General features: G+C 63.9%; 20 protein-coding genes. 16 read left to right on the top strand and 4 right to left on the bottom strand.

All coding sequences use genetic code 11. The features are described 5' to 3' along the window. Nucleotides 1–5 precede the first annotated feature (5 nt). From EB235_RS07780 to EB235_RS07770, 3 genes are all read right to left on the bottom strand, one after another. Nucleotides 6–860 (bottom strand): lytic transglycosylase domain-containing protein, encoded by an 855-nt coding sequence (locus tag EB235_RS07780; RefSeq protein ID WP_027031537.1) that lies wholly within the window; start codon nt 858–860, stop codon nt 6–8. Between the two features lie 3 nt (nt 861–863). Beyond that, entirely contained in the window at nt 864–2,117 is a 1,254-nt protein-coding gene (ispG, locus tag EB235_RS07775) for a flavodoxin-dependent (E)-4-hydroxy-3-methylbut-2-enyl-diphosphate synthase (RefSeq protein ID WP_171878138.1), read from the bottom strand. Nucleotides 2,118–2,420: 303 nt separating this feature from the next. Then, nucleotides 2,421–2,594 carry a YdcH family protein gene (locus EB235_RS07770; RefSeq protein ID WP_080680852.1) on the bottom strand — a complete coding sequence of 58 codons (174 nt, stop codon included), beginning with the start codon at nt 2,592–2,594 and terminating at the stop codon, nt 2,421–2,423. Between the two features lie 240 nt (nt 2,595–2,834). Here EB235_RS07770 and EB235_RS07765 point away from each other — a divergent pair, with 240 nt between their 5' ends. After that, the gene (locus tag EB235_RS07765) at nt 2,835–3,038 is read left to right on the top strand and encodes a YdcH family protein (protein WP_027031539.1); all 204 of its coding nucleotides are present in this window, start codon (nt 2,835–2,837) and stop codon (nt 3,036–3,038) included. A 29-nt stretch (nt 3,039–3,067) separates the two neighbouring features. On the opposite strand, the gene EB235_RS07760 is transcribed toward EB235_RS07765, so the two are convergent. After that, nucleotides 3,068–3,856, bottom strand: a complete 789-nt coding sequence (locus EB235_RS07760; protein ID WP_027031540.1) for an IclR family transcriptional regulator — start codon at nt 3,854–3,856, stop codon at nt 3,068–3,070. Nucleotides 3,857–4,027: 171 nt separating this feature from the next. Here EB235_RS07760 and EB235_RS07755 point away from each other — a divergent pair, with 171 nt between their 5' ends. The 15 genes from EB235_RS07755 (at nt 4,028) to EB235_RS07685 (ending at nt 17,287) form a co-directional block, all read left to right on the top strand. Further along, nucleotides 4,028–4,858 (top strand): transporter substrate-binding domain-containing protein, encoded by an 831-nt coding sequence (locus EB235_RS07755; protein WP_171878172.1) that lies wholly within the window; start codon nt 4,028–4,030, stop codon nt 4,856–4,858. A 72-nt stretch (nt 4,859–4,930) separates the two neighbouring features. Continuing rightward, nucleotides 4,931–5,596, top strand: a complete 666-nt coding sequence (locus tag EB235_RS07750; RefSeq protein WP_027031542.1) for an amino acid ABC transporter permease — start codon at nt 4,931–4,933, stop codon at nt 5,594–5,596. Nucleotide 5,597: 1 nt separating this feature from the next. Further along, the gene (locus tag EB235_RS07745; protein WP_027031543.1) at nt 5,598–6,248 is read left to right on the top strand and encodes an amino acid ABC transporter permease; all 651 of its coding nucleotides are present in this window, start codon (nt 5,598–5,600) and stop codon (nt 6,246–6,248) included. A gap of 4 nt (nt 6,249–6,252) precedes the next feature. Continuing rightward, nucleotides 6,253–7,047, top strand: a complete 795-nt coding sequence (locus EB235_RS07740) for an amino acid ABC transporter ATP-binding protein (RefSeq protein WP_027031544.1) — start codon at nt 6,253–6,255, stop codon at nt 7,045–7,047. Nucleotides 7,048–7,119: 72 nt separating this feature from the next. Beyond that, on the top strand, nt 7,120–7,581 hold the full coding sequence (locus tag EB235_RS07735) for a RidA family protein (protein ID WP_027031545.1): 462 nt from the start codon (nt 7,120–7,122) through the stop codon (nt 7,579–7,581). A 25-nt stretch (nt 7,582–7,606) separates the two neighbouring features. Further along, the gene (locus EB235_RS07730; RefSeq protein ID WP_032925611.1) at nt 7,607–8,812 is read left to right on the top strand and encodes an aminotransferase class V-fold PLP-dependent enzyme; all 1,206 of its coding nucleotides are present in this window, start codon (nt 7,607–7,609) and stop codon (nt 8,810–8,812) included. Nucleotides 8,813–8,951: 139 nt separating this feature from the next. Further along, nucleotides 8,952–9,173, top strand: a complete 222-nt coding sequence (locus tag EB235_RS07725; RefSeq protein WP_155256426.1) for a hypothetical protein — start codon at nt 8,952–8,954, stop codon at nt 9,171–9,173. Nucleotides 9,174–9,210: 37 nt separating this feature from the next. Further along, complete coding sequence (locus EB235_RS07720; RefSeq protein ID WP_027031548.1) at nt 9,211–9,750, top strand: sigma-70 family RNA polymerase sigma factor; 540 nt, start codon at nt 9,211–9,213, stop codon at nt 9,748–9,750. Next, complete coding sequence (locus EB235_RS07715; RefSeq protein ID WP_027031549.1) at nt 9,747–10,655, top strand: anti-sigma factor family protein; 909 nt, start codon at nt 9,747–9,749, stop codon at nt 10,653–10,655. Before EB235_RS07720 ends, EB235_RS07715 begins: the two co-directional genes overlap by 4 nt. Nucleotides 10,656–10,832: 177 nt before the next feature. Further along, nucleotides 10,833–11,822: a sugar phosphate isomerase/epimerase family protein gene (locus EB235_RS07710; RefSeq protein ID WP_027031550.1), complete on the top strand. Its 990-nt coding sequence runs from the start codon at nt 10,833–10,835 to the stop codon at nt 11,820–11,822. A 60-nt stretch (nt 11,823–11,882) separates the two neighbouring features. Beyond that, the gene (locus EB235_RS07705; protein WP_027031551.1) at nt 11,883–12,938 is read left to right on the top strand and encodes a sugar ABC transporter substrate-binding protein; all 1,056 of its coding nucleotides are present in this window, start codon (nt 11,883–11,885) and stop codon (nt 12,936–12,938) included. A gap of 91 nt (nt 12,939–13,029) precedes the next feature. After that, complete coding sequence (locus tag EB235_RS07700; protein WP_027031552.1) at nt 13,030–14,547, top strand: sugar ABC transporter ATP-binding protein; 1,518 nt, start codon at nt 13,030–13,032, stop codon at nt 14,545–14,547. Nucleotides 14,548–14,556: 9 nt separating this feature from the next. Continuing rightward, nucleotides 14,557–15,525, top strand: coding sequence for an ABC transporter permease (locus EB235_RS07695; protein WP_027031553.1), 969 nt, complete (start codon nt 14,557–14,559; stop codon nt 15,523–15,525). Then, nucleotides 15,522–16,397 carry a MurR/RpiR family transcriptional regulator gene (locus EB235_RS07690; protein ID WP_027031554.1) on the top strand — a complete coding sequence of 292 codons (876 nt, stop codon included), beginning with the start codon at nt 15,522–15,524 and terminating at the stop codon, nt 16,395–16,397. The genes EB235_RS07695 and EB235_RS07690 overlap by 4 nt, the downstream gene beginning before the upstream one ends. Beyond that, the gene (locus tag EB235_RS07685) at nt 16,394–17,287 is read left to right on the top strand and encodes a ribokinase (RefSeq protein ID WP_027031555.1); all 894 of its coding nucleotides are present in this window, start codon (nt 16,394–16,396) and stop codon (nt 17,285–17,287) included. Before EB235_RS07690 ends, EB235_RS07685 begins: the two co-directional genes overlap by 4 nt. The last annotated feature ends 93 nt before the right edge of the window (nt 17,288–17,380 follow it).

The following is a 17,380-nucleotide window of genomic DNA, read 5'->3' as shown; positions in this document are numbered from 1 at the left end:
TTGGACTACCGGTTGCGCACCACCACGCAGGCGCCGCCGACGCTCTGCAATTTCTGGCAGATGACATTGGCGGCGGCGCGATCGTCGATCCCGATCCTGACCGCGTAGATGCCGCGCCGGCCGATCGGCGTGCGCACCCGGCTCACCACTGGATCATGGCCGGCAAGCAGGGCCGGAAACCGGCTTCTCACCCGCAGCCACTGGCCGATTGCAGCACTGCGGCGGAAATTGCCGGCCACCTGGATGCCCCACGGTTTGACGTTGATCGAAGCCATCGCTACGGTCTGCGACATGATCACCGGCAACTTGCGGCAAGCGGCGGCAAAATCCCTCTTTGCGTCGAGCGGCTCGACCTTTCCGGCATAGGCAGGGTCGGTGAACTTGTCGACCGGTTCACCCATAATGTCGAAGACATAGCTCTCTGTCTCCATCGGCAGGAAGCCGCCCGAGCCCAGCCAGCGCGACACCCGGCTTTCGCCGGCATTGTAGGCGGCGGCCGCCAGGCCAAGATTGCCGTAGCTGGTTTTCATTTCGGCGAGATACTTAGCCGACGCAGGGATTGCCTGGTCGATGTCGAAGGCGTTTTCGAGCCCGCGCATCTTGGCTGTGCCCGGCATGAACTGGGCGATGCCTTCGGCGCCGACGGGGCTGACGGCATTGGGATCGAACCGGCTTTCCTTCCAGATCAGCCGGGCGAAGAAATCCCGGGGCAAGCCATTCTGGTCGGCATGGGCCTGGATGAGGGTGCAGACCTTGTCGATCAGCCGCTGCTTGGCCGATTGCGGCGGGTCGGCCTGAACGAATGCCGACCAACCCAGCCCGTACAGGAAGATAAGCGTCGCCCAGAGGAAACGCCGCATCGTCTACTCCGCTGCGGCCTTGCCGTGCTGCCCAAACCGTTGCTCGATATAGTCGGCGACCATCTTCTCGAAATCGGCCGCGATCGACGGCCCGCGCAGCGTCGCCGCCTTCTTGCCGTCGACGAAGACGGGCGCCGTCGGCGTCTCTCCCGTGCCGGGCAGCGAGATGCCGATATCGGCATGCTTGGATTCGCCCGGGCCGTTGACGATGCAGCCCATCACCGCGACTTTGAGGTTTTCGACGCCGGGATATTTCTCGCGCCACACCGGCATGTTCTTGCGCAGGTCCGCCTGGATATTCTGGGCGAGCTCCTGGAACACGGTGGAAGTGGTGCGGCCGCAGCCGGGGCAAGCAGCGACGATCGGCACGAACTGCCGGAAACCCATGGTCTGCAGCAGTTCCTGCGACACTTGCACTTCGCGCGTGCGGTCGCCGTTCGGCTCCGGCGTCAGCGAGATGCGGATGGTGTCGCCAATGCCTTGCTGCAAAAGGATGCCCATGGCGGCCGACGAAGCGACGATGCCCTTCGAGCCCATGCCGGCCTCGGTGAGGCCGAGATGCAGCGCGTGATTGGAGCGGGTGGCGAGTTCGGTGTAGACGGCGATCAGGTCCTGCACGCCGCTGACCTTGGCCGACAGGATGATCTTTTCGCGGCCAAGGCCGATATCCTCGGCCATCTCGGCCGAGAGGATCGCCGACTGCACGATCGCCTCGCGCGTCACTTCCTGCGCCGTCAGCGGAAAGCCCTTGTCCTGGTTTTCGTCCATCAGCCGGGTCAACAGCTCTTGGTCGAGCGAACCCCAGTTGACGCCGATGCGCACCGGCTTGTCGTGCTTGATCGCCATCTCGACGATATCCGTGAACTGCCGGTCCTTCTTGTCCTTGAAGCCGACATTGCCGGGATTGATGCGGTATTTGGCCAGCACCTCGGCGCAGGCGGGATGATCGGCCAGAAGCTTGTGGCCGATATAGTGGAAGTCGCCGACCAGCGGCACGTTGATGCCAAGCCGCAGCAAGCGCTCATGAATGCGCGGCACGGCGGCCGCACTTTCGTCGCGGTCGACGGTGATGCGCACGATCTCGGAGCCGGCCCGGTGCAGGGCTGCAACCTGGGCGACGGTCTGGTCGACATCGGCGGTGTCGGTGTTGGTCATCGACTGCACCACGACCGGCGCGCCACCGCCGACGACCACGCCGCCGACATCGACGCCGACCGAGGTGCGGCGGGGGAAAGGAAAGGAAAAATATCCGGTCATGCCGGCAGCCTTTTGTCTCTGGAGCGCCAAGCGTCCACTTCGACGCACAAGCACACCCCGGGGGCCGAAGCGCAAGAGTCCGGCATGAGGTGGAGGAGCAAAGATGGCTTGTCAATGGCGACAGGTCGCCACTGGCCAGAAATGGCCAGCCGTCAGGATCGGAAATAGGTTGGGCAGAAGGATCTTGGCGGAATAATATTAGCTTCGGCTCATAGCCGGCGATAAAATCAAAACCCCAACACCGGCGGCGGTAGCCGCCGGCAGGAAAGACCGCAAGTGGTGAGCGGCTATATCAGTTGAGCGTCAATGCGTGGTCGCCCTCAGTTTTTCAATCTCGTCCTTGAGTGCCAGCTTGCGTCGCTTGAGACACACGATTTCCAGGTCGTCCACCGACGGGTGGTTCATCGCATCATCGAGCTCGCGTTCGATGTCGCCGTGTTTCCGCTGCAACTCATCAAGATGGGATGCAAGAGACATGATTGGTTCTCCCTTTCATGGTTTTCCTCGATTGCAGCCGTCAAAGGCACGTCCACCGCAGGTCGTTTCTGTGACGGCACGATGACACTTTGCCACCTTCCGACCGTGATGTCGAATGCTGCGTGGTAGCATTCCACGACAATGTGAAATGTGATATTGGCTGCGCACCGGTGGCAGAAATAGCCGCCCCCGCCCAATCAGGCCCAGTTTTGGGCGCCGCAGACGTGCAGACGGTAGAGAATGTCCGATCAGGAAAAGGCCGATATTCGCCTCGAATTTTCCCGGCTGAAGCAGGAACACGCCGATTTCGACGCCGCGATCAACGCCATGATCGCCACGAATTGCGACCCGCTGCAGATCCAGCGCATGAAAAAGAAGAAGCTGTTCCTCAAGGACCGGCTGATGAAGCTGGAAGACAAGATCATTCCAGACATCATCGCCTGAGACCGCCGGCGCCACGCATCCACATTTCGCTATCCGGCGATCGAAAGCCTCGCGGCACGATCGCGCAGCAGGCCGATGAGACTGCCGGTCCGCTCCTCGGTCGTATCGATGGGAACCACCAGGCACATCGTCGCCTCGACCTTGCCCGGCGCTGAAAAGACCGGCGCCGCAAGACATTTCGTATAGGCATCGACCAGACCCGAAGTCACGCAGTAGCCGGTCACCCCAGCCTTGGCGATATCGGCGATGAAATCATCGAGCCGCAGTTTGCGGCCATCGGGCAGCACGAGATCGTCGTCCGATACCATGGCTTCGATCTCAACCCGCTCCAGCCCCGCCAGAAGCAGCCGGCCAGACGCGGTCCAGGGCAGCGGTATCTGCAGGCCGGTGGCCGAGCTGATGCGGAACGGCCTGGTGCCCGGGCTGGAGTGGACGATGGTGTAGCGGCCGCTCTGCAGCATGCACAGTTCCGAGGTCTCGCCAGTCTCGCGCGACAGATGGTCGACCTCCTGGCGCCCGCGCCGCAACAAATCGTTGCCGCGCACATAATCCATTCCATAGAGATAGAGCTTCTTGCCGAAATAGACGCGGTTGCCGTCGCCGGCCATTTCCAGCAGGCCGGCGTCGACCAGCGAGCGCACCAGCGTGTAGGTGGTCGAACGCGGGGCGTTCACCCCCTTGGCAAGATCGCCAATACCGATTGCCCGCTGCGTGGTGTGCAGAAAGTCCAGGATCTCAAGCACCCGATTGAGACCCTTTTCACGGGAGCCGGCGGTCTTCTCGCCGTCTGAAACGGTCAAGGCATTGCCATCTTGCATTGTCGATTCCTGGTGTTAGTATCTGTCTTGTACAGGATACATGCGTCTCTTGTAAGAGACAATCGCTTTGAAATCACCGACGTGTGTCTTGCCTGTGCATTGGGGAACACAACACGAAAGGAGGTCGCCGTGAACGACACATCCGGAAGACGTGATTTTCTGAAATTGGGAATGGCGGGACTGGCCACCGCCGGCGTGCTGGCAACCGTCGATGCCCAGAAGGCAGCCGCCCAGGCCGCGTCCGACAGCCTGCTGCGCACCGTGCTCGACCGCGGCAAGCTGATTGTCGGTACCGGCAGCACCAACGCGCCTTGGCATTTCGAGAACGATGCCGGCGAATTGGTCGGCATGGACATCACCATGGGGCGCATCCTGGCCAAGGGCCTGTTCGACGATGCGACCAAGGTCGAGTTCGTCATGCAGGACCCGGCGCAGCGTATCCCGAATGTCACCACCAACAAGGTCGACATCACCATCCAGTTCATGACGATGACGGCGCAGCGCTCGCAGCTGATCAATTTCACCCGGCCCTACTATGTCGAAGGCGTTGCCTTGCTAACGCTGCCCACCGCCGAGAACAAGACCTTCGACAAGCTGCTTGCCGGCGGCGCGGCGACGCGCATCTCCATCCTGCAGAATGTCGATGCCGAAAGCTCCGTCCACTACGCCTTGCCGCAGGCGCAGGTGCTGCAGATCGACACTCAGGCCAACGTGCTGCAGGCGCTGGAATCCAAGCGCGCCGACGCCGCCGCCGTCGATCTGTCCACCGTACGCTGGCTCGCCTCGCGCAATCCCGACAAGTACTTCGATGCCGGCAAGAGCTGGTATTCGATGCTCTACGGCGCGGCATTGCGGCAAGGCGATCTCGACTGGCTGACCTTCGTCAACCAGACCTTCACCATCGCCATGTTCGGCCATGAATCGGCGCTCTATGACGCCGCCTTCAAGGACTATTTCGGCCAGGAGCCGCCGGCGCGTCACCCCGGCTTCCCGGTCATCTGATTTCAGATAGCGGAAGGGCGGCTTCCCGTCCTTCCGCCATCTATTCGACGCCCTTCACACCGAGGCGGACGCATGGGCTATGCCCTTAATTTCAACCTGATCTGGCGGCATTTCGACAAACTGTGGGGCGGCCTGCTGCTCAGCCTCGAGCTTGCCGTCATCTCGATCGCCATCGGCGTCGTCATCGGCCTTGTGCTCGCGGTCTGGTACGTTTCGGCCGGGCGCACGGTCCGGGCGATCATCGCCGCCTATGTCGAATTCATCCGCAACGTGCCGCTGATCCTGCTGGTCTATCTCGTCTTCTACGGCCTGCCGACCGTGGTCGATCTCGCCTACAGCGCACCGACCTCGTTCGTGCTGACGCTGTCGGTCTATAGCGGCGCCTATCTGGTCGAGGTGTTTCGATCGGGCCTCGAGGCTGTCCCGCGCGGCCAGCTCGATGCCGGCAAGGCGATCGGCCTGACGCCATGGCAAAGGCTTATCCATGTGCGCCTGCCGACCATGCTGCGCATCACGCTGCCGGCGCTGTCCAACACCTTCATCTCACTGTTCAAGGACACCTCTATCGCCTCGGTCATCTCGGTGCCGGAGCTCACCTTCGGCGCCCAATGGATCAACTTCAACACCTTCCGCATCGTCGAGGTCTATCTGGTGACGACGGCGATGTATCTGGTGACCGGCTACATCCTGCTTTTCGGGCTCAGGCTCGTCGAGCGCCAGTTCAGGGCGGCACGCTGACATGCTGAGCCAGATCCTCTACGCTCTGCCCTTTCTCGCCAAAGGCTTCGCCTTGACCCTTTGGGTGTCGCTTCTGGTCGTCGTCCTTTCGCTTATCGCCGGCGTCGCGCTTGGCGTGGGTCTGGTCTACGGCCCTGCCCCGCTGCGCTGGGCGGTGCGCATCTTCTCAGACACCATCCGCGGCATTCCGATCCTGGTGCTGATGTTCTTCGTCTATTACGGCCTGCCCGCGATCGGGCTGCATCTGCCATCCTTCTGGGCCGCCGTGCTGGCGCTGACCCTGTTCAAGACGGCGCAGGTCATCGAATATCTCAGGGGCGCGGTCGGATCGATCCCGAAAGGTCAATCCGAAGCCGCGATGGCGATCGGCCTGACCTTTCGCCAGCGCCTGACCTACGTCATTTTTCCCCAGGCCTTCCGGCGCTTCCTGCCGCCCTGGATCAACGGCGTCACCGATGCGGTCAAGGGCAGCGCGCTGGTCTCGCTGCTCGGCATAACCGATCTGATGCAGGCCATCAACCAGGTCATCGGCCGCACCTATGAGGCGATGCCGCTCTATATCCTCGGCGCGCTCATCTATTTCGCGGTCAACTACGCGCTCTCGCTCGCCAGCCGGCGGCTCGAGCGGCGCTTTGCCTTCATTCGGGAATAGCACGATGTCCGACGCCTCAAACGCCAGTCCCGCCCTTCTCGACGTGCGCGATGTCTCCAAGGCCTTCGGCGCCGTCGAGGTGCTGCGTTCCGTCAGCCTTCAGGTGAAACGCGGCGAGGTGGTCACCGTCATCGGCCCTTCCGGCAGCGGCAAGACCACGCTGCTGCGCTGCGTCAACTTCCTCGAAAGCTATGACTCAGGCTCGATCCGCATCGACGGCAAGGAGGTCGGCTACCTCTCAGCTGGAACGCGCCAGCGCCGCAGCGAACGCGACTTGGCCAGCATGCGCGCCGAGACCGGCATGGTGTTCCAGAGCTTCAACCTGTTTCCGCATCTGACGGCGGCCGGCAACATCATGCTGGGCTTGACCAAGGTAAGGGGCAAGAGCCAGGCCGAGGCGCGCCAGGTGGCCGAACACTGGCTCGGCCGCGTCGGCCTTGCCCACAAGGCCGACAGCCTGCCGGCCGAACTCTCCGGCGGCCAGCAGCAGCGCGTCGGCATCGCGCGCGCCGTGGCGATGGAGCCCAAGATCCTGCTGCTCGACGAGATCACCTCGGCGCTCGACCCTGAACTGGTCGGCGAGGTGCTGGCCGTGGTGCGCAGCCTTGCCGAGGACGGCATGACCATGCTGATGGTGACACACGAAATGGCCTTTGCCCGCGACGCCTCAAGCCGCATCGTCTTCATGGCCGATGGCGGCGTCAGCGCCGTCGGGCCGCCCAAGGAAATCCTCGCGGCGGAGACCAGCAACGAGCGCCTGCGCACCTTCCTGGCGCGCTTCCGCGCCTCGCATTTCTGACATTTTGGACGGCCGACGCCGTCTCGTTTTTGAATATCGGGTGGCTGAAGCCAACCAAGGGAGCCTGATTCCATGACGCCTTACATCCGGCTCGCCGAACTCGGCCTGACACTGCCCGAGCCGCCGACGCCCATCGCCAACTTCGTCACCCATGCCGGGAGTGGTCGACTGATCTTCCTGTCTGGCCAGGGGCCGCTGCGCGCCGACGGCACGCTTTGCACCGGCAAGGTCGGCGAGGACGTCACCGTCGAGCAGGCCTATGAGCATGCGCGCCTTACCGGGCTCAATCTGCTTGCCGTCATGCATGTCGCCGCCGGCGATCTCGGCCGCATCGTGCGCGTCGTCAAGCTGCTCGGCTTCGTCAACGCAACGCCGACCTTCAGCGACCACCCGAAAGTCGTGAATGGCTGTTCCGATCTTTTTGCCGATGTGTTCGCTAATATTAGCGGCCACGCCCGCTCGGCGATCGGCGTCGGTTCGCTGCCTGGAAACATCACTGTCGAAATCGAAGCGGTCGTCGAGATCGCCGCCTGACCTGACATCCACGGGATCCGCTCACATGAAAACCATTTCCTCCACCGGCTCCAACACCACCATCCGCGAACGGCTGGGCTTGCGGCCGATCATCAATGTCTCCGGCACCATGACCGCGCTCGGCGCATCGATCATCGTTCCCGAAGCAATCAGCGCCATGGCCGAAATGGCCTCGCAATGGGTGGAGATGGACGACCTGCAGCGTGCCGCGAGCACCATCGTTGCGCGCCTCACCGGCGGCGAGGCCGGCTTCATCACCGCCTGCTGCGCCAGCGGCATCACCATGGCGATCGCCGGCGCGATGACGGGAACCAGCCTGCTCGCCATCGAGCGTCTGCCGGACGACACAGGCGACCTCAAGTCTGAGGTTGTCATCCAGCTTGGCCACATCGTCAATTACGGCGCACCGATCGACCAGTCGGTCCGCGTCGCCGGCGCCAGGGTGATCCCTGCCGGCACGGTCAGCATGACGCAGGACTATCATGTGCGCGAAGCGATCAACGACCGCACAGCCGCCGGCCTTTATGTCGTCGCCCATCACACGGTGCAGTACGGCATGCTGTCGCTGGAGGAATTCTGCGAGATTTGCCACGCCAAAGGCGTGCCGGTGATTGTCGATGCCGCGTCCGAATACGATCTGCGCGGTTTTCTGGCGCGCGGCGCCGACGTCGTCATCTACAGCGGCCACAAATTCCTGAGCGGGCCGACCAGCGGCATCGTCACCGGCCGCAAGGATCTGGTGCGATCAGCCTATCTGCAGAACCGCGGCGTGGCGCGGGCCATGAAGGTCGGCAAGGAAAGCATCGCCGGCACCATGGCGGCACTGGAAGCCTGGGAAAAGCGCGACCACGCCGGCATCCGCCGGCGCGAGGAGGCGGCGCTGAACCTCTGGAAGGATGCTTTGCAGGGACTGCCGGGCATATTTGCCAAGATCATTCCGGACCCAACGGCCAATCCGCTCGACCGGCTGCAAATCTTCGTATCGCCGGAAAGCCGGTTCACCGCCGCCGGGCTCACCTCGGCGCTGGCCTCGGGCTCGCCGCCGATCATCGTGCGCAACCACGAGATCGAGCGCGGCCATTTCTTCCTCGACCCCTGCAATCTCCATCCCGGCGAAGCGGAAATCGTCGCGGAAAGTCTGCGCGCGATATTGACCGCGAAGGACCGCCCGGCCGATGCGATGAAAGCCCCGCGCAAGGATTCGTCGGGCGTGTTGCGCTGGCCGGATTGAGCGCCAAACCGACCAAAAATCCCGAAGAGCAACGGCTGATCACGCGACTGTGAACAGCGAATTAGCGCGCGGCGGGAATAAACCGGCACCCGATCAGGTCTTCTCGACATACGCCACTGCTGGCGTTGAGGAGATCGGCATGTCCCGTCATTGCGAGAACAGCGACCATGGCCGCGGCACTGACCGTGACCATGCGCTGGCACGCATGGTCGTCAGCAGGCTCTCCTCCGTGGCGCCCTTTCTTCCCATAGCGCTTGACACTGGTGACGCAGATGAATTCACTTTCAGCGGGACAGGCGACTTTGCCTGTTTCCGGGGGCTTTCCCCCTACGAGCAGGCCACGGTCGCCGTCGCATCTTGAGGCGGCACGGCCCGGAGTATCGGATCATGGTGCTGCTTTGAGCGAGAGGGCCTTGGCACAGCGCTTCAACGAGGTGGTGCTGCCGCATCTCGGCGACGCGCTGGCGCTTGCCCGCTGGCTGACCGGCAATGCCGCAGATGCCGAGGATGTGGTCCAGGACGCCTGCATCAAGGCGCATGCAGGCATATCAGGTTATGCCGGCGGCAACGCACGCGCCTGGCTGCTGACCATCGTGCGCAACACCTCCTACACCTGGATGGCGCGCAACCGGCCGCGCGCCATGATGGCGGTTGGTGACCTCGGCGATCTCGACGACATGGCAGCGGCACACGGCACCAGCCTGCCGGACGAGGATGGTCCGGAGGCGAGCCTGATCGCCAAGGCCGATACGGCCGCACTCGAAGCGGCGATCGCGGCCCTGCCGCAGCCGTTTCGCGAAACCTTGGTGCTGCGCGACATCAACGGTCTCAGCTACCGCGAAATATCGGCCATGCTGACCGTGCCGATCGGCACGGTCATGTCGAGGCTCGCCCGCGCCCGTGGCCTGCTTGCGGCTGAACTGGGGAGAGCGTCATGACGCACGACGACGGACTGCCCAATGATCCCGAAGGTATCAGACTGATGATCCATGCCCTTGTTGATGGTGAGCTTGATGCGGCGGCCGCCCTTGCCGTCGAGCGTCGCATCGCCGCCGACCCCAAGCTTGCCGCCGAACATGCCCGCATCGTCGCCTTGCAAGGCGCTGTCAGCCGCTTGCCGCCCCCCGATGTCAGCGATGCCTTTCGGGCCCGCATCGCGGCGATCGGCATGGCCGGCATCGAACCGCAGGCGCCAGCCGAGGCGGCAGAGCCGCAGCGGGGCGCACCGTCGGCACTGCCGGGATTGATTTCGGTCGCTGGTGGTGGCCAGAGGCGCGACGCCGGAACACGCCCCTCCCAAACGCGCGCACAGCCAAGGGCACGCCGCTTCGGCTCGTTCGACTGGCGCGCCATGGCAGCGTCGATCATGATCAGCGCGGTGCTGGCCAGCGGGGCAACGCAATGGGTGATGCAGAGTGGCGTCGATGACGGCTTTGCCGCCGCGGTAGCCAGCGGCCACCGCCGCAGCCTGCTTGCGGCGAGCCCGATCGACATCGTCTCGTCCGACCGCCATACGGTCAAGCCTTGGCTTGATGCCCGCATCGGCGTCTCGCCGCCGGCACCGGATCTCGTCCAGGATGGTTACGCGCTGATCGGCGGCCGGGTCGAGGTGATATCAGGCCGGCCGGTGCCGGCGCTGGTCTACCGCCACCGCGAGCATCTGATCACGCTGGTCGCCGAACCGCAGCAGGGTGGCAAGACCACCCAGCCGGACGATCTTTCATCGGGCGGCTTCTCGATGGTGCACTGGAGCGACGGCGCCTTCTCCTATTGGGCGATCTCCGACATGGAGCGGCCCGAGCTCGACGACTTCGTCGCCCGCTTCCGTAAGGCGGCTGTATGAGGGCAGTCCTGCCTCGTTAGTGATCCCAACGCTCTGAGGCAGTCGCCCGACCAGGAGACTGCCCGTGCACGCTCAGGCTCGGCTGCAAGCCAGCTAGTCGGTCTCCTGGGCCTCTTCAAACAATGACTTTACAAATATTCGTATTTATGTGAAGTCATGGCGATTGAAGGATCGTCCATGACACCCAATCGTTTCGCCACACGCCTCAATTCCTTTGCCTCGCGGCCGCAAGCCGAATGGCCGGATCTTACCGGAAAGCCGTCGCTGATGCAGATGGCTGCACGAGCAGCCAAGGTGCCCGGGCTGACTGATCTCGATCTCAATTTTCCTGATCATGTCGGTGAAAAGCCTGCCGAGATCGCGCGCAAGCTGGGTGATATCGGCCTTTCCATCAATGGCTTTGCCATGCGCTACTACTCCAACCCGGCCTTCAAGCTGGGCGCTTTCACCAATCCAGACCCGGCGGTGCGCCGCGAAGCGATCGACATGACCAAGGCCGGCATCGACGCCGCGCGCGAGGCCGGCGCCAACCTGATGACGCTGTGGCTCGGGCAGGATGGCTTCGACTATGCCTTCCAGGTCGACTATGCAACGCTCTGGCAACACGAAATAGATGGAATTCGTGAAGTAGCCGCGCATGATCCCGAGTGCCAAGTCAGCCTGGAATACAAGCCCAACGAGCCGCGTTCCTACAGTCTGATGCCGGATGCGGCGACGACGCTGCTGGCGATCCGCGATGTCGGCCTGCCCAATCTCGGCGTGACCCTCGACTTCGCCCATGTGCTCTATGCCGACGAGCAGCCGGCCTTCGCTGCGGCGCTTGTGGCGCGCCACAGCAAGCTGCTCGGCGTGCATCTCAACGACGGCTACGCCAAGCGCGACGACGGGTTGATGGTCGGCGCCGTGCATACGCTGCAGACCGTCGAGCTGCTCAGGCAGATCCGCCGCGATGGCTACGCCGGCGCCATCTATTTCGACACCTTTCCCGACATGACCGGCCTCGACCCGGTGCATGAGTGTGAAGTCAACATCGCCACCGTCAAGCGCATGCTGCGCGTCGTCGACCGGATCGATAGCGACAACCGCCTGTCCGCCGCCATGGACAGCCAGGATGCTGTGACGTCGCAAGCCATCATCCAGGAAATCATGCTCGGGCCGGACAGCTGAGGCGCCGGCCGCGCCAACATTTTTCAACAAAGCCAGGTTTTACAACAAGGGAGGAATGCAATGAATTTTCTGCTCGCCACCGCCGCCGCTCTGATGGCGCTTTCAATCGGCTCAGCCTTCTCGGCTGAGCTTGCACCGCTCAATTCCGATACCGAGAAGGATCGCATTGACTGGTCGGAGGTCGAGGCCAAGTTCGGCGCGTTTCCCAAGCTGCCCGACGGCACCAAGGCCGGCGCGGTCTCCAAGACACTGACAAATGAATACTGGCGCTCGCTGGGCGAGGGCTACAAGGCATTCGGCGAAAAGGCCGGCGTGCCCGTCGTCTATCAGGCGGCGCAAAGCGAAGGCGACCAGCTCGGCCAGCTCACCATAGCCGAAGGCCTGATCACACAGGGCTACAGCGTCCTGCTCGTCTCGCCACAAACCGATGCCAATCTGCAGCCGATCATGGAACAGGCCAAATCAGCCAACGTGCCGGTGGTCAACGTCAACGACGCCGTCATCCCACAGGCCGAGCACTATGTCGGCAACGTCCAGCGCGACAATGGCGTGCGCGTCGCCAAATGGTTCATCAGGAACCGTCCGAATGGCGGCAAGGTCGCCATCGTCGAGGGACAGGCCGGCGTCTATGCCGCCGTGCAGCGCACCGACGGCTTCAAGTCGACGATCACCCAGGCGGGCAAGTTCAAGGTCGTCGCCAGCGTTCCCGGCAATTGGGACCGCCAGACCTCCTATGACGCGGCCACCAACATCCTCCAGCAGCATCCCGACCTGATCGGCTTCTATGCCAACAATGACGGCATGGCGCTGGGCATTGTCGAAGCGGTCAAGGCCGCCGGCCTGCAGGACAAGGTCGCGGTGTTCGGCACCGACGGCATCTCCGACGCCTACGCCTCGATCCGCGCCGGCGAACTGACCGGCACGGTCGACTCGTTCCCGGTGCTGACGGGTGAAGTAGCACTCGAAGCCGCGCTGCGCCTTGTTGCCGGCCAGAAACTGCCGCGTGTTGTCGCTACGCCGCAGGCGCTGATCACCAAGGACAATGCCGACCGCTATTCCGGCAATGGCGATGCCGTGCGCAAGGCACTGCTCGAGGATGCGGCGGCAGGCAACTAGGCCTCGATGTTCGAGACAAGAAGATAGGCGGGGCGGCGGGTGCCGGCCGGAGCGTCCTGCTCCGACGGCACCCTGCCCGGAGACCGAACCGATGTCTGTCCAGCGGCTGCAATTCGACGGTATTTCCAAAGTGTTTCCCGCCGTGCGGGCTCTCAACGATGTGTCCTTCTCGGTCGGCGCCGGTGAAATCCATGGTCTGCTCGGCGAGAACGGCGCCGGCAAATCGACGCTGCTGCGCATCCTGTCGGGCGTCTACCGGCCGACATCGGGAAGCGTCCTCATCGACGGCAAGCCGGTGACGCTGGCCAATCCGGTCACAGCGCGTGCCGCCGGCGTCGCCATGATCCATCAGGAATTGCAGCAGGTACCGCGCCTCAGCGTGGCGCAGAACATGTTCCTTGGCCATCCGCTGATACGCGGCGGCCTGTTCGTCGCCCGCCGTGAGCAAGAGCGCCGCGCCGCCGAGGCGCTTTCGGCCATCGACCCTTCCATCGATCCGGCGGCACCGCTGGGCACGCTGAAAGTGGCGCAGCGGCAGATCGTCGAGATTGCGCGTGCGCTGCTCGATCGTGCCCGGATCGTCGCCATGGACGAGCCGACATCGAGCCTGACGCCGAGCGAATTCGAGCGCCTGGCCGAAGTCATCAAAGGATTGGCGCGCGACGGCGTCGCCGTCGTCTATGTCTCGCACAAGCTGGACGAGGTGTTCGGCATCTGTCAGCGCGCCACCATCATGCGCGACGGCGTCGTCGTCGATTCCGTCGACCTGAAAAACCTGTCGGAAAAAGCTGTCGTGGCGATGATGGTGGGCCGTGAACTGGCGCAGGAACAGCATAGTTCGCATGCCACCAATCAGACCATGCTGAGTGTGCGCGGGCTGGCCTCCGCGACAAAAGTCCGCGACGTCTCCTTTGACTTGCATCGCGGCGAAGTGCTGGGCATTGCCGGCCTGGTCGGCTCCGGCCGCACCGAATTGCTGCGGCTGCTGGCGGGTGTGGATCGCGCCACCGCCGGCACGATCGCCATCGACGGCAAGGCGACGCGGTTTTCCAGCCCGCGCGACGCGATCGCCGCCGGCATCGGCCTGGTACCGGAGGAGCGCAAGCGCGAAGGCATCGTGCCGCTGCGCTCGATCACCAGCAACATGGCGCTGGCCTCGATGGGCGTGTTCGCGCCGCGCGGCGTTATCGATCACATCAGGCTCAAACGGGTGGCGGCCGAGAAGATGAAGCGGGTCAATCTGCGGCCGTTCCTGCTCGACCGGCCGATCCGCCTGTTCAGCGGCGGCAACCAGCAGAAGGCGATCATCGGCCGCTGGCTGGCTGCGGGCACGCGCATCCTTTTGTTCGATGAACCGACGCGCGGCATCGATGTCGGGGCCAAGGCGGAGATCTACCATTTGATCGAGGAACTCGCCGCCGAAGGCCACGCGGTGGTGGTCGTCTCCTCCGAGCTTCCCGAAGTGATCCGGCTGGCCGACCGCGTGCTGGTCATGCGCGACGGCACGATCGCCGCCGCACTCGATGGGACAGACCTGACGGAACAGGCGATAGCCGCGCACGCCATCCCGCAAACGCAAACGCCGGCCGCAACGCCGGCAAGGCAGTAGGTGACGGATATGTCGGATACAACTCTGGTGCAGCCACGGAGCGAATTCCTGCGCGGGTTTTCCATGCGCGACGCCGGCACGCTGATCGGCCTGGTTGTCATCCTCGCCGTGTTCGGCATGCTGGTGCCGGGCTTCTTCGCCGAGCGAAACCTCATCAACATCCTGCAGCAGTCGAGCATCAATGCCTGCCTGGCGCTGGGCATGACCCTGGTCATCATCTCCGGCGGCATCGACCTGTCGGTCGGACCGACGGCAGCACTTTCGGCGGTCATCTCGGCCTCGATGATGGTTGCCGGCGTGCCGTTTCCACTGGCCATCGCCGCCGGCTTCGCCATTGGATTGCTCTGCGGCCTCGTCAATGGCGTGCTGGTCGCCTATGTCGGACTGCAGCCCTTCATCGTCACGCTGGGAACGCTCAGCACCTACCGGGCGCTAGCGCTGATCTACACCGGCGGCAATCCGGTGCTCGGCCTGCCTCCGAGTTTTCGCGCCATCTTCAACGGCTCGCTGTTTGGCCTGCCGCTGGCGGTCATCATCGTAGCTCTCGTCGCCGTCGTCGCCTGGGTCGTGTTGAAGAAGACACCGTTCGGCGAGTACCTTCTCGCGGTCGGCGGCAATGAGGAGGCGGCCTATATCGCCGGCGTGCCGATCGCCCGCACCAAGATCGCCGCCTACATGATCTCAGGCCTGCTGGCGGCACTGGCCGCGCAGATCCTGATCGGCCGGCTGGGTGCCGCCGAACCGATCCTCGGCAATCTCTGGGAGCTCGACGCGATCGCCGCGGCGGCCATCGGCGGCGCCTCGCTGATGGGCGGCAAGGGCAGCGTGGTCGGCACCATCCTCGGCGCCGTCATCCTCGGCGCGATGCGCAACGGTTTGACGCTGATGAACGTGCAGTCCTTCTATCAGCTTCTGGCAACTGGTCTTATAATCCTCGCCGCGATGCTTATCGATCGCGTGACGAGGGGGCGTGGATGACCTTGAGCGGGCTGGACCTGAAAGCGGTAGGACCGCGCATCCGCATGATGATGCCGCATCTCACCCCACTGGAAGCCAAGGTGGTGGAAACCGTCTTCGGACGGCGCGGCTTCGACGAGACGATTCCGCTGAAGCAGATCGCCGAGGAGTCCGGCGTGTCCGAGGCGATGGTGGTGAAGATCGCGAAGAAGCTCGGCTTCTCCGGCTATCGTGACTTCCGCACCGCCGTCTATGAATACAGCCGCCTGCCGACCGCCGAGATGCACCAGGAGCTGTCGTCCGACGACAGTTCGGCCGAGATCGTACAGAAAGTGTTCCGCACCTCCATCCAGGCGCTGGAAGAGACGCTCGCCATCCTCGATATCGAGGATTTCGACCGCGCCGCCGAGCTGCTTTTCCGAGCCAAGAACCGTGATTTCTACGGCGTCGGCGGTTCGGCGCAGATCGCGCGCGACGTCTCGCACAAATTCCTGCGCATCGGCATCCGCGCCTCCGTCTACGACGATTCGCACATGATGCTGATGTCGGCCTCGTTGCTTGGCGCCGACGACATAGCCGTCGGCTTCTCGCATTCGGGCAACACGTCGGCCGTCATCGATGCCATCCAGCTGGCCCGCAAGAACGGCGCGCGCACGCTGGCCATCACCAATTACGACAATTCGCCGCTGGCCGCGATCGCCGACATCGTTCTGTGCTCGACCGCGCAGGGCTCGCCGCTGATGGGTGAGAACGCGGCGGCGCGCATCGCCCAGCTCAACATCCTCGACGCGTTGTTCGTAGCGGTGGCGCAACGCGACTACCAGGCGGCGGAACGCAATCTCGGCCGCACCATGTCGGCGGTGGCATCGAAACGAAAAGACCGGGGCTCATGACAACGCCGCTGGTCACCGTGTTCGGCAGCCTGCATTACGACATCATGGTCGACGCGCCGGACCGCCCGCGCAAGGGCGAGACGGTGACCGGCCATGCCTGGCACCCGAAATGCGGCGGCAAGGGCAGTAACCAGGCGGTGTCGGCGGCGCGCGCCGGGGTGCGGGCGGCGATGATCGGAGCGATCGGCGACGACGATTTCGGACGAGCACTGCTGGCCAATCTCGACCATGCCAAAGTCGACCGCCGCTTCGTGCGGGTGGCGCCCGGCACGGGTTCCGGCATGAGCGTTGCGATCTTCGACGCCGGCGGCGACTATGGTGCGGTGATCGTCTCGGGCAGCAATTTGACCCTCGGTGAAGCCGACATTGCTTCCTCCGCTGAATTGGTGGCCCAAACAGCGGTGCTGCTTCTGCAGAATGAAGTGCCGGAAGCCGCCAACATCGCCGCCGCGCGCGCGGTGAAGGCAAAGGGAGGCCGCGTGCTTCTCAACGCAGCACCGGCGCGCGCACTATCCGGTGAATTGACTGCACTGGTCGATATCCTCGTCGTCAACGCCATTGAGGCCGAATTCCTTGCCGGTGTAGCGGTGGTCGAAACGCTGGACGGCGCCGCGCAAGCTGCGAGACAGTTGGTCGATATCTACCCGGTTGCGATCGTCACGGCGGGCGGCGAGGGTGTCGCCTGCTGCGCGCGGACCGGCGAAGCCTTTGCGTTGCCGGCCATCCCGGTCAAGGTCGCCAGCACGCATGGCGCGGGCGACGAATTCGTTGGCGCGCTGGCCGCGGGTCTTGCCCGCGGAGAGGACGTCCAGGCAGCCGTCACCGCCGCCAATGCTGCTTCGGCCCTGCTGGTGTCCATGCCGGAGGCCGAGCGAAACCGCATCCGATAGCCCCGTTTTTCTGGCCCGCCAGACATCGGCCATCGTCGCATATCCTTGCCGTCGCTGCCGAATTCCGCTAAGGCGCGCCTTTGTCGCCGGGGA

Source organism: Mesorhizobium loti R88b (assembly GCF_013170845.1).
Classification (GTDB): Bacteria; Pseudomonadota; Alphaproteobacteria; order Rhizobiales; family Rhizobiaceae; genus Mesorhizobium; species Mesorhizobium loti_B.
This window is presented reverse-complemented; position numbering and strand designations above follow the sequence as displayed.

Coding starts and splice junctions, on each gene's coding strand:
- EB235_RS07780 (WP_027031537.1), bottom strand. CDS start 860: ATGCGGCGTTTCCTCTGGGCGACGCTTATCTTCCTGTACGGGCTGGGT.
- ispG (WP_171878138.1), bottom strand. CDS start 2,117: ATGACCGGATATTTTTCCTTTCCTTTCCCCCGCCGCACCTCGGTCGGC.
- EB235_RS07770 (WP_080680852.1), bottom strand. CDS start 2,594: ATGTCTCTTGCATCCCATCTTGATGAGTTGCAGCGGAAACACGGCGAC.
- EB235_RS07765 (WP_027031539.1), top strand. CDS start 2,835: ATGTCCGATCAGGAAAAGGCCGATATTCGCCTCGAATTTTCCCGGCTG.
- EB235_RS07760 (WP_027031540.1), bottom strand. CDS start 3,856: ATGCAAGATGGCAATGCCTTGACCGTTTCAGACGGCGAGAAGACCGCC.
- EB235_RS07755 (WP_171878172.1), top strand. CDS start 4,028: ATGGCGGGACTGGCCACCGCCGGCGTGCTGGCAACCGTCGATGCCCAG.
- EB235_RS07750 (WP_027031542.1), top strand. CDS start 4,931: ATGGGCTATGCCCTTAATTTCAACCTGATCTGGCGGCATTTCGACAAA.
- EB235_RS07745 (WP_027031543.1), top strand. CDS start 5,598: ATGCTGAGCCAGATCCTCTACGCTCTGCCCTTTCTCGCCAAAGGCTTC.
- EB235_RS07740 (WP_027031544.1), top strand. CDS start 6,253: ATGTCCGACGCCTCAAACGCCAGTCCCGCCCTTCTCGACGTGCGCGAT.
- EB235_RS07735 (WP_027031545.1), top strand. CDS start 7,120: ATGACGCCTTACATCCGGCTCGCCGAACTCGGCCTGACACTGCCCGAG.
- EB235_RS07730 (WP_032925611.1), top strand. CDS start 7,607: ATGAAAACCATTTCCTCCACCGGCTCCAACACCACCATCCGCGAACGG.
- EB235_RS07725 (WP_155256426.1), top strand. CDS start 8,952: ATGTCCCGTCATTGCGAGAACAGCGACCATGGCCGCGGCACTGACCGT.
- EB235_RS07715 (WP_027031549.1), top strand. CDS start 9,747: ATGACGCACGACGACGGACTGCCCAATGATCCCGAAGGTATCAGACTG.
- EB235_RS07710 (WP_027031550.1), top strand. CDS start 10,833: ATGACACCCAATCGTTTCGCCACACGCCTCAATTCCTTTGCCTCGCGG.
- EB235_RS07705 (WP_027031551.1), top strand. CDS start 11,883: ATGAATTTTCTGCTCGCCACCGCCGCCGCTCTGATGGCGCTTTCAATC.
- EB235_RS07700 (WP_027031552.1), top strand. CDS start 13,030: ATGTCTGTCCAGCGGCTGCAATTCGACGGTATTTCCAAAGTGTTTCCC.
- EB235_RS07695 (WP_027031553.1), top strand. CDS start 14,557: ATGTCGGATACAACTCTGGTGCAGCCACGGAGCGAATTCCTGCGCGGG.
- EB235_RS07690 (WP_027031554.1), top strand. CDS start 15,522: ATGACCTTGAGCGGGCTGGACCTGAAAGCGGTAGGACCGCGCATCCGC.
- EB235_RS07685 (WP_027031555.1), top strand. CDS start 16,394: ATGACAACGCCGCTGGTCACCGTGTTCGGCAGCCTGCATTACGACATC.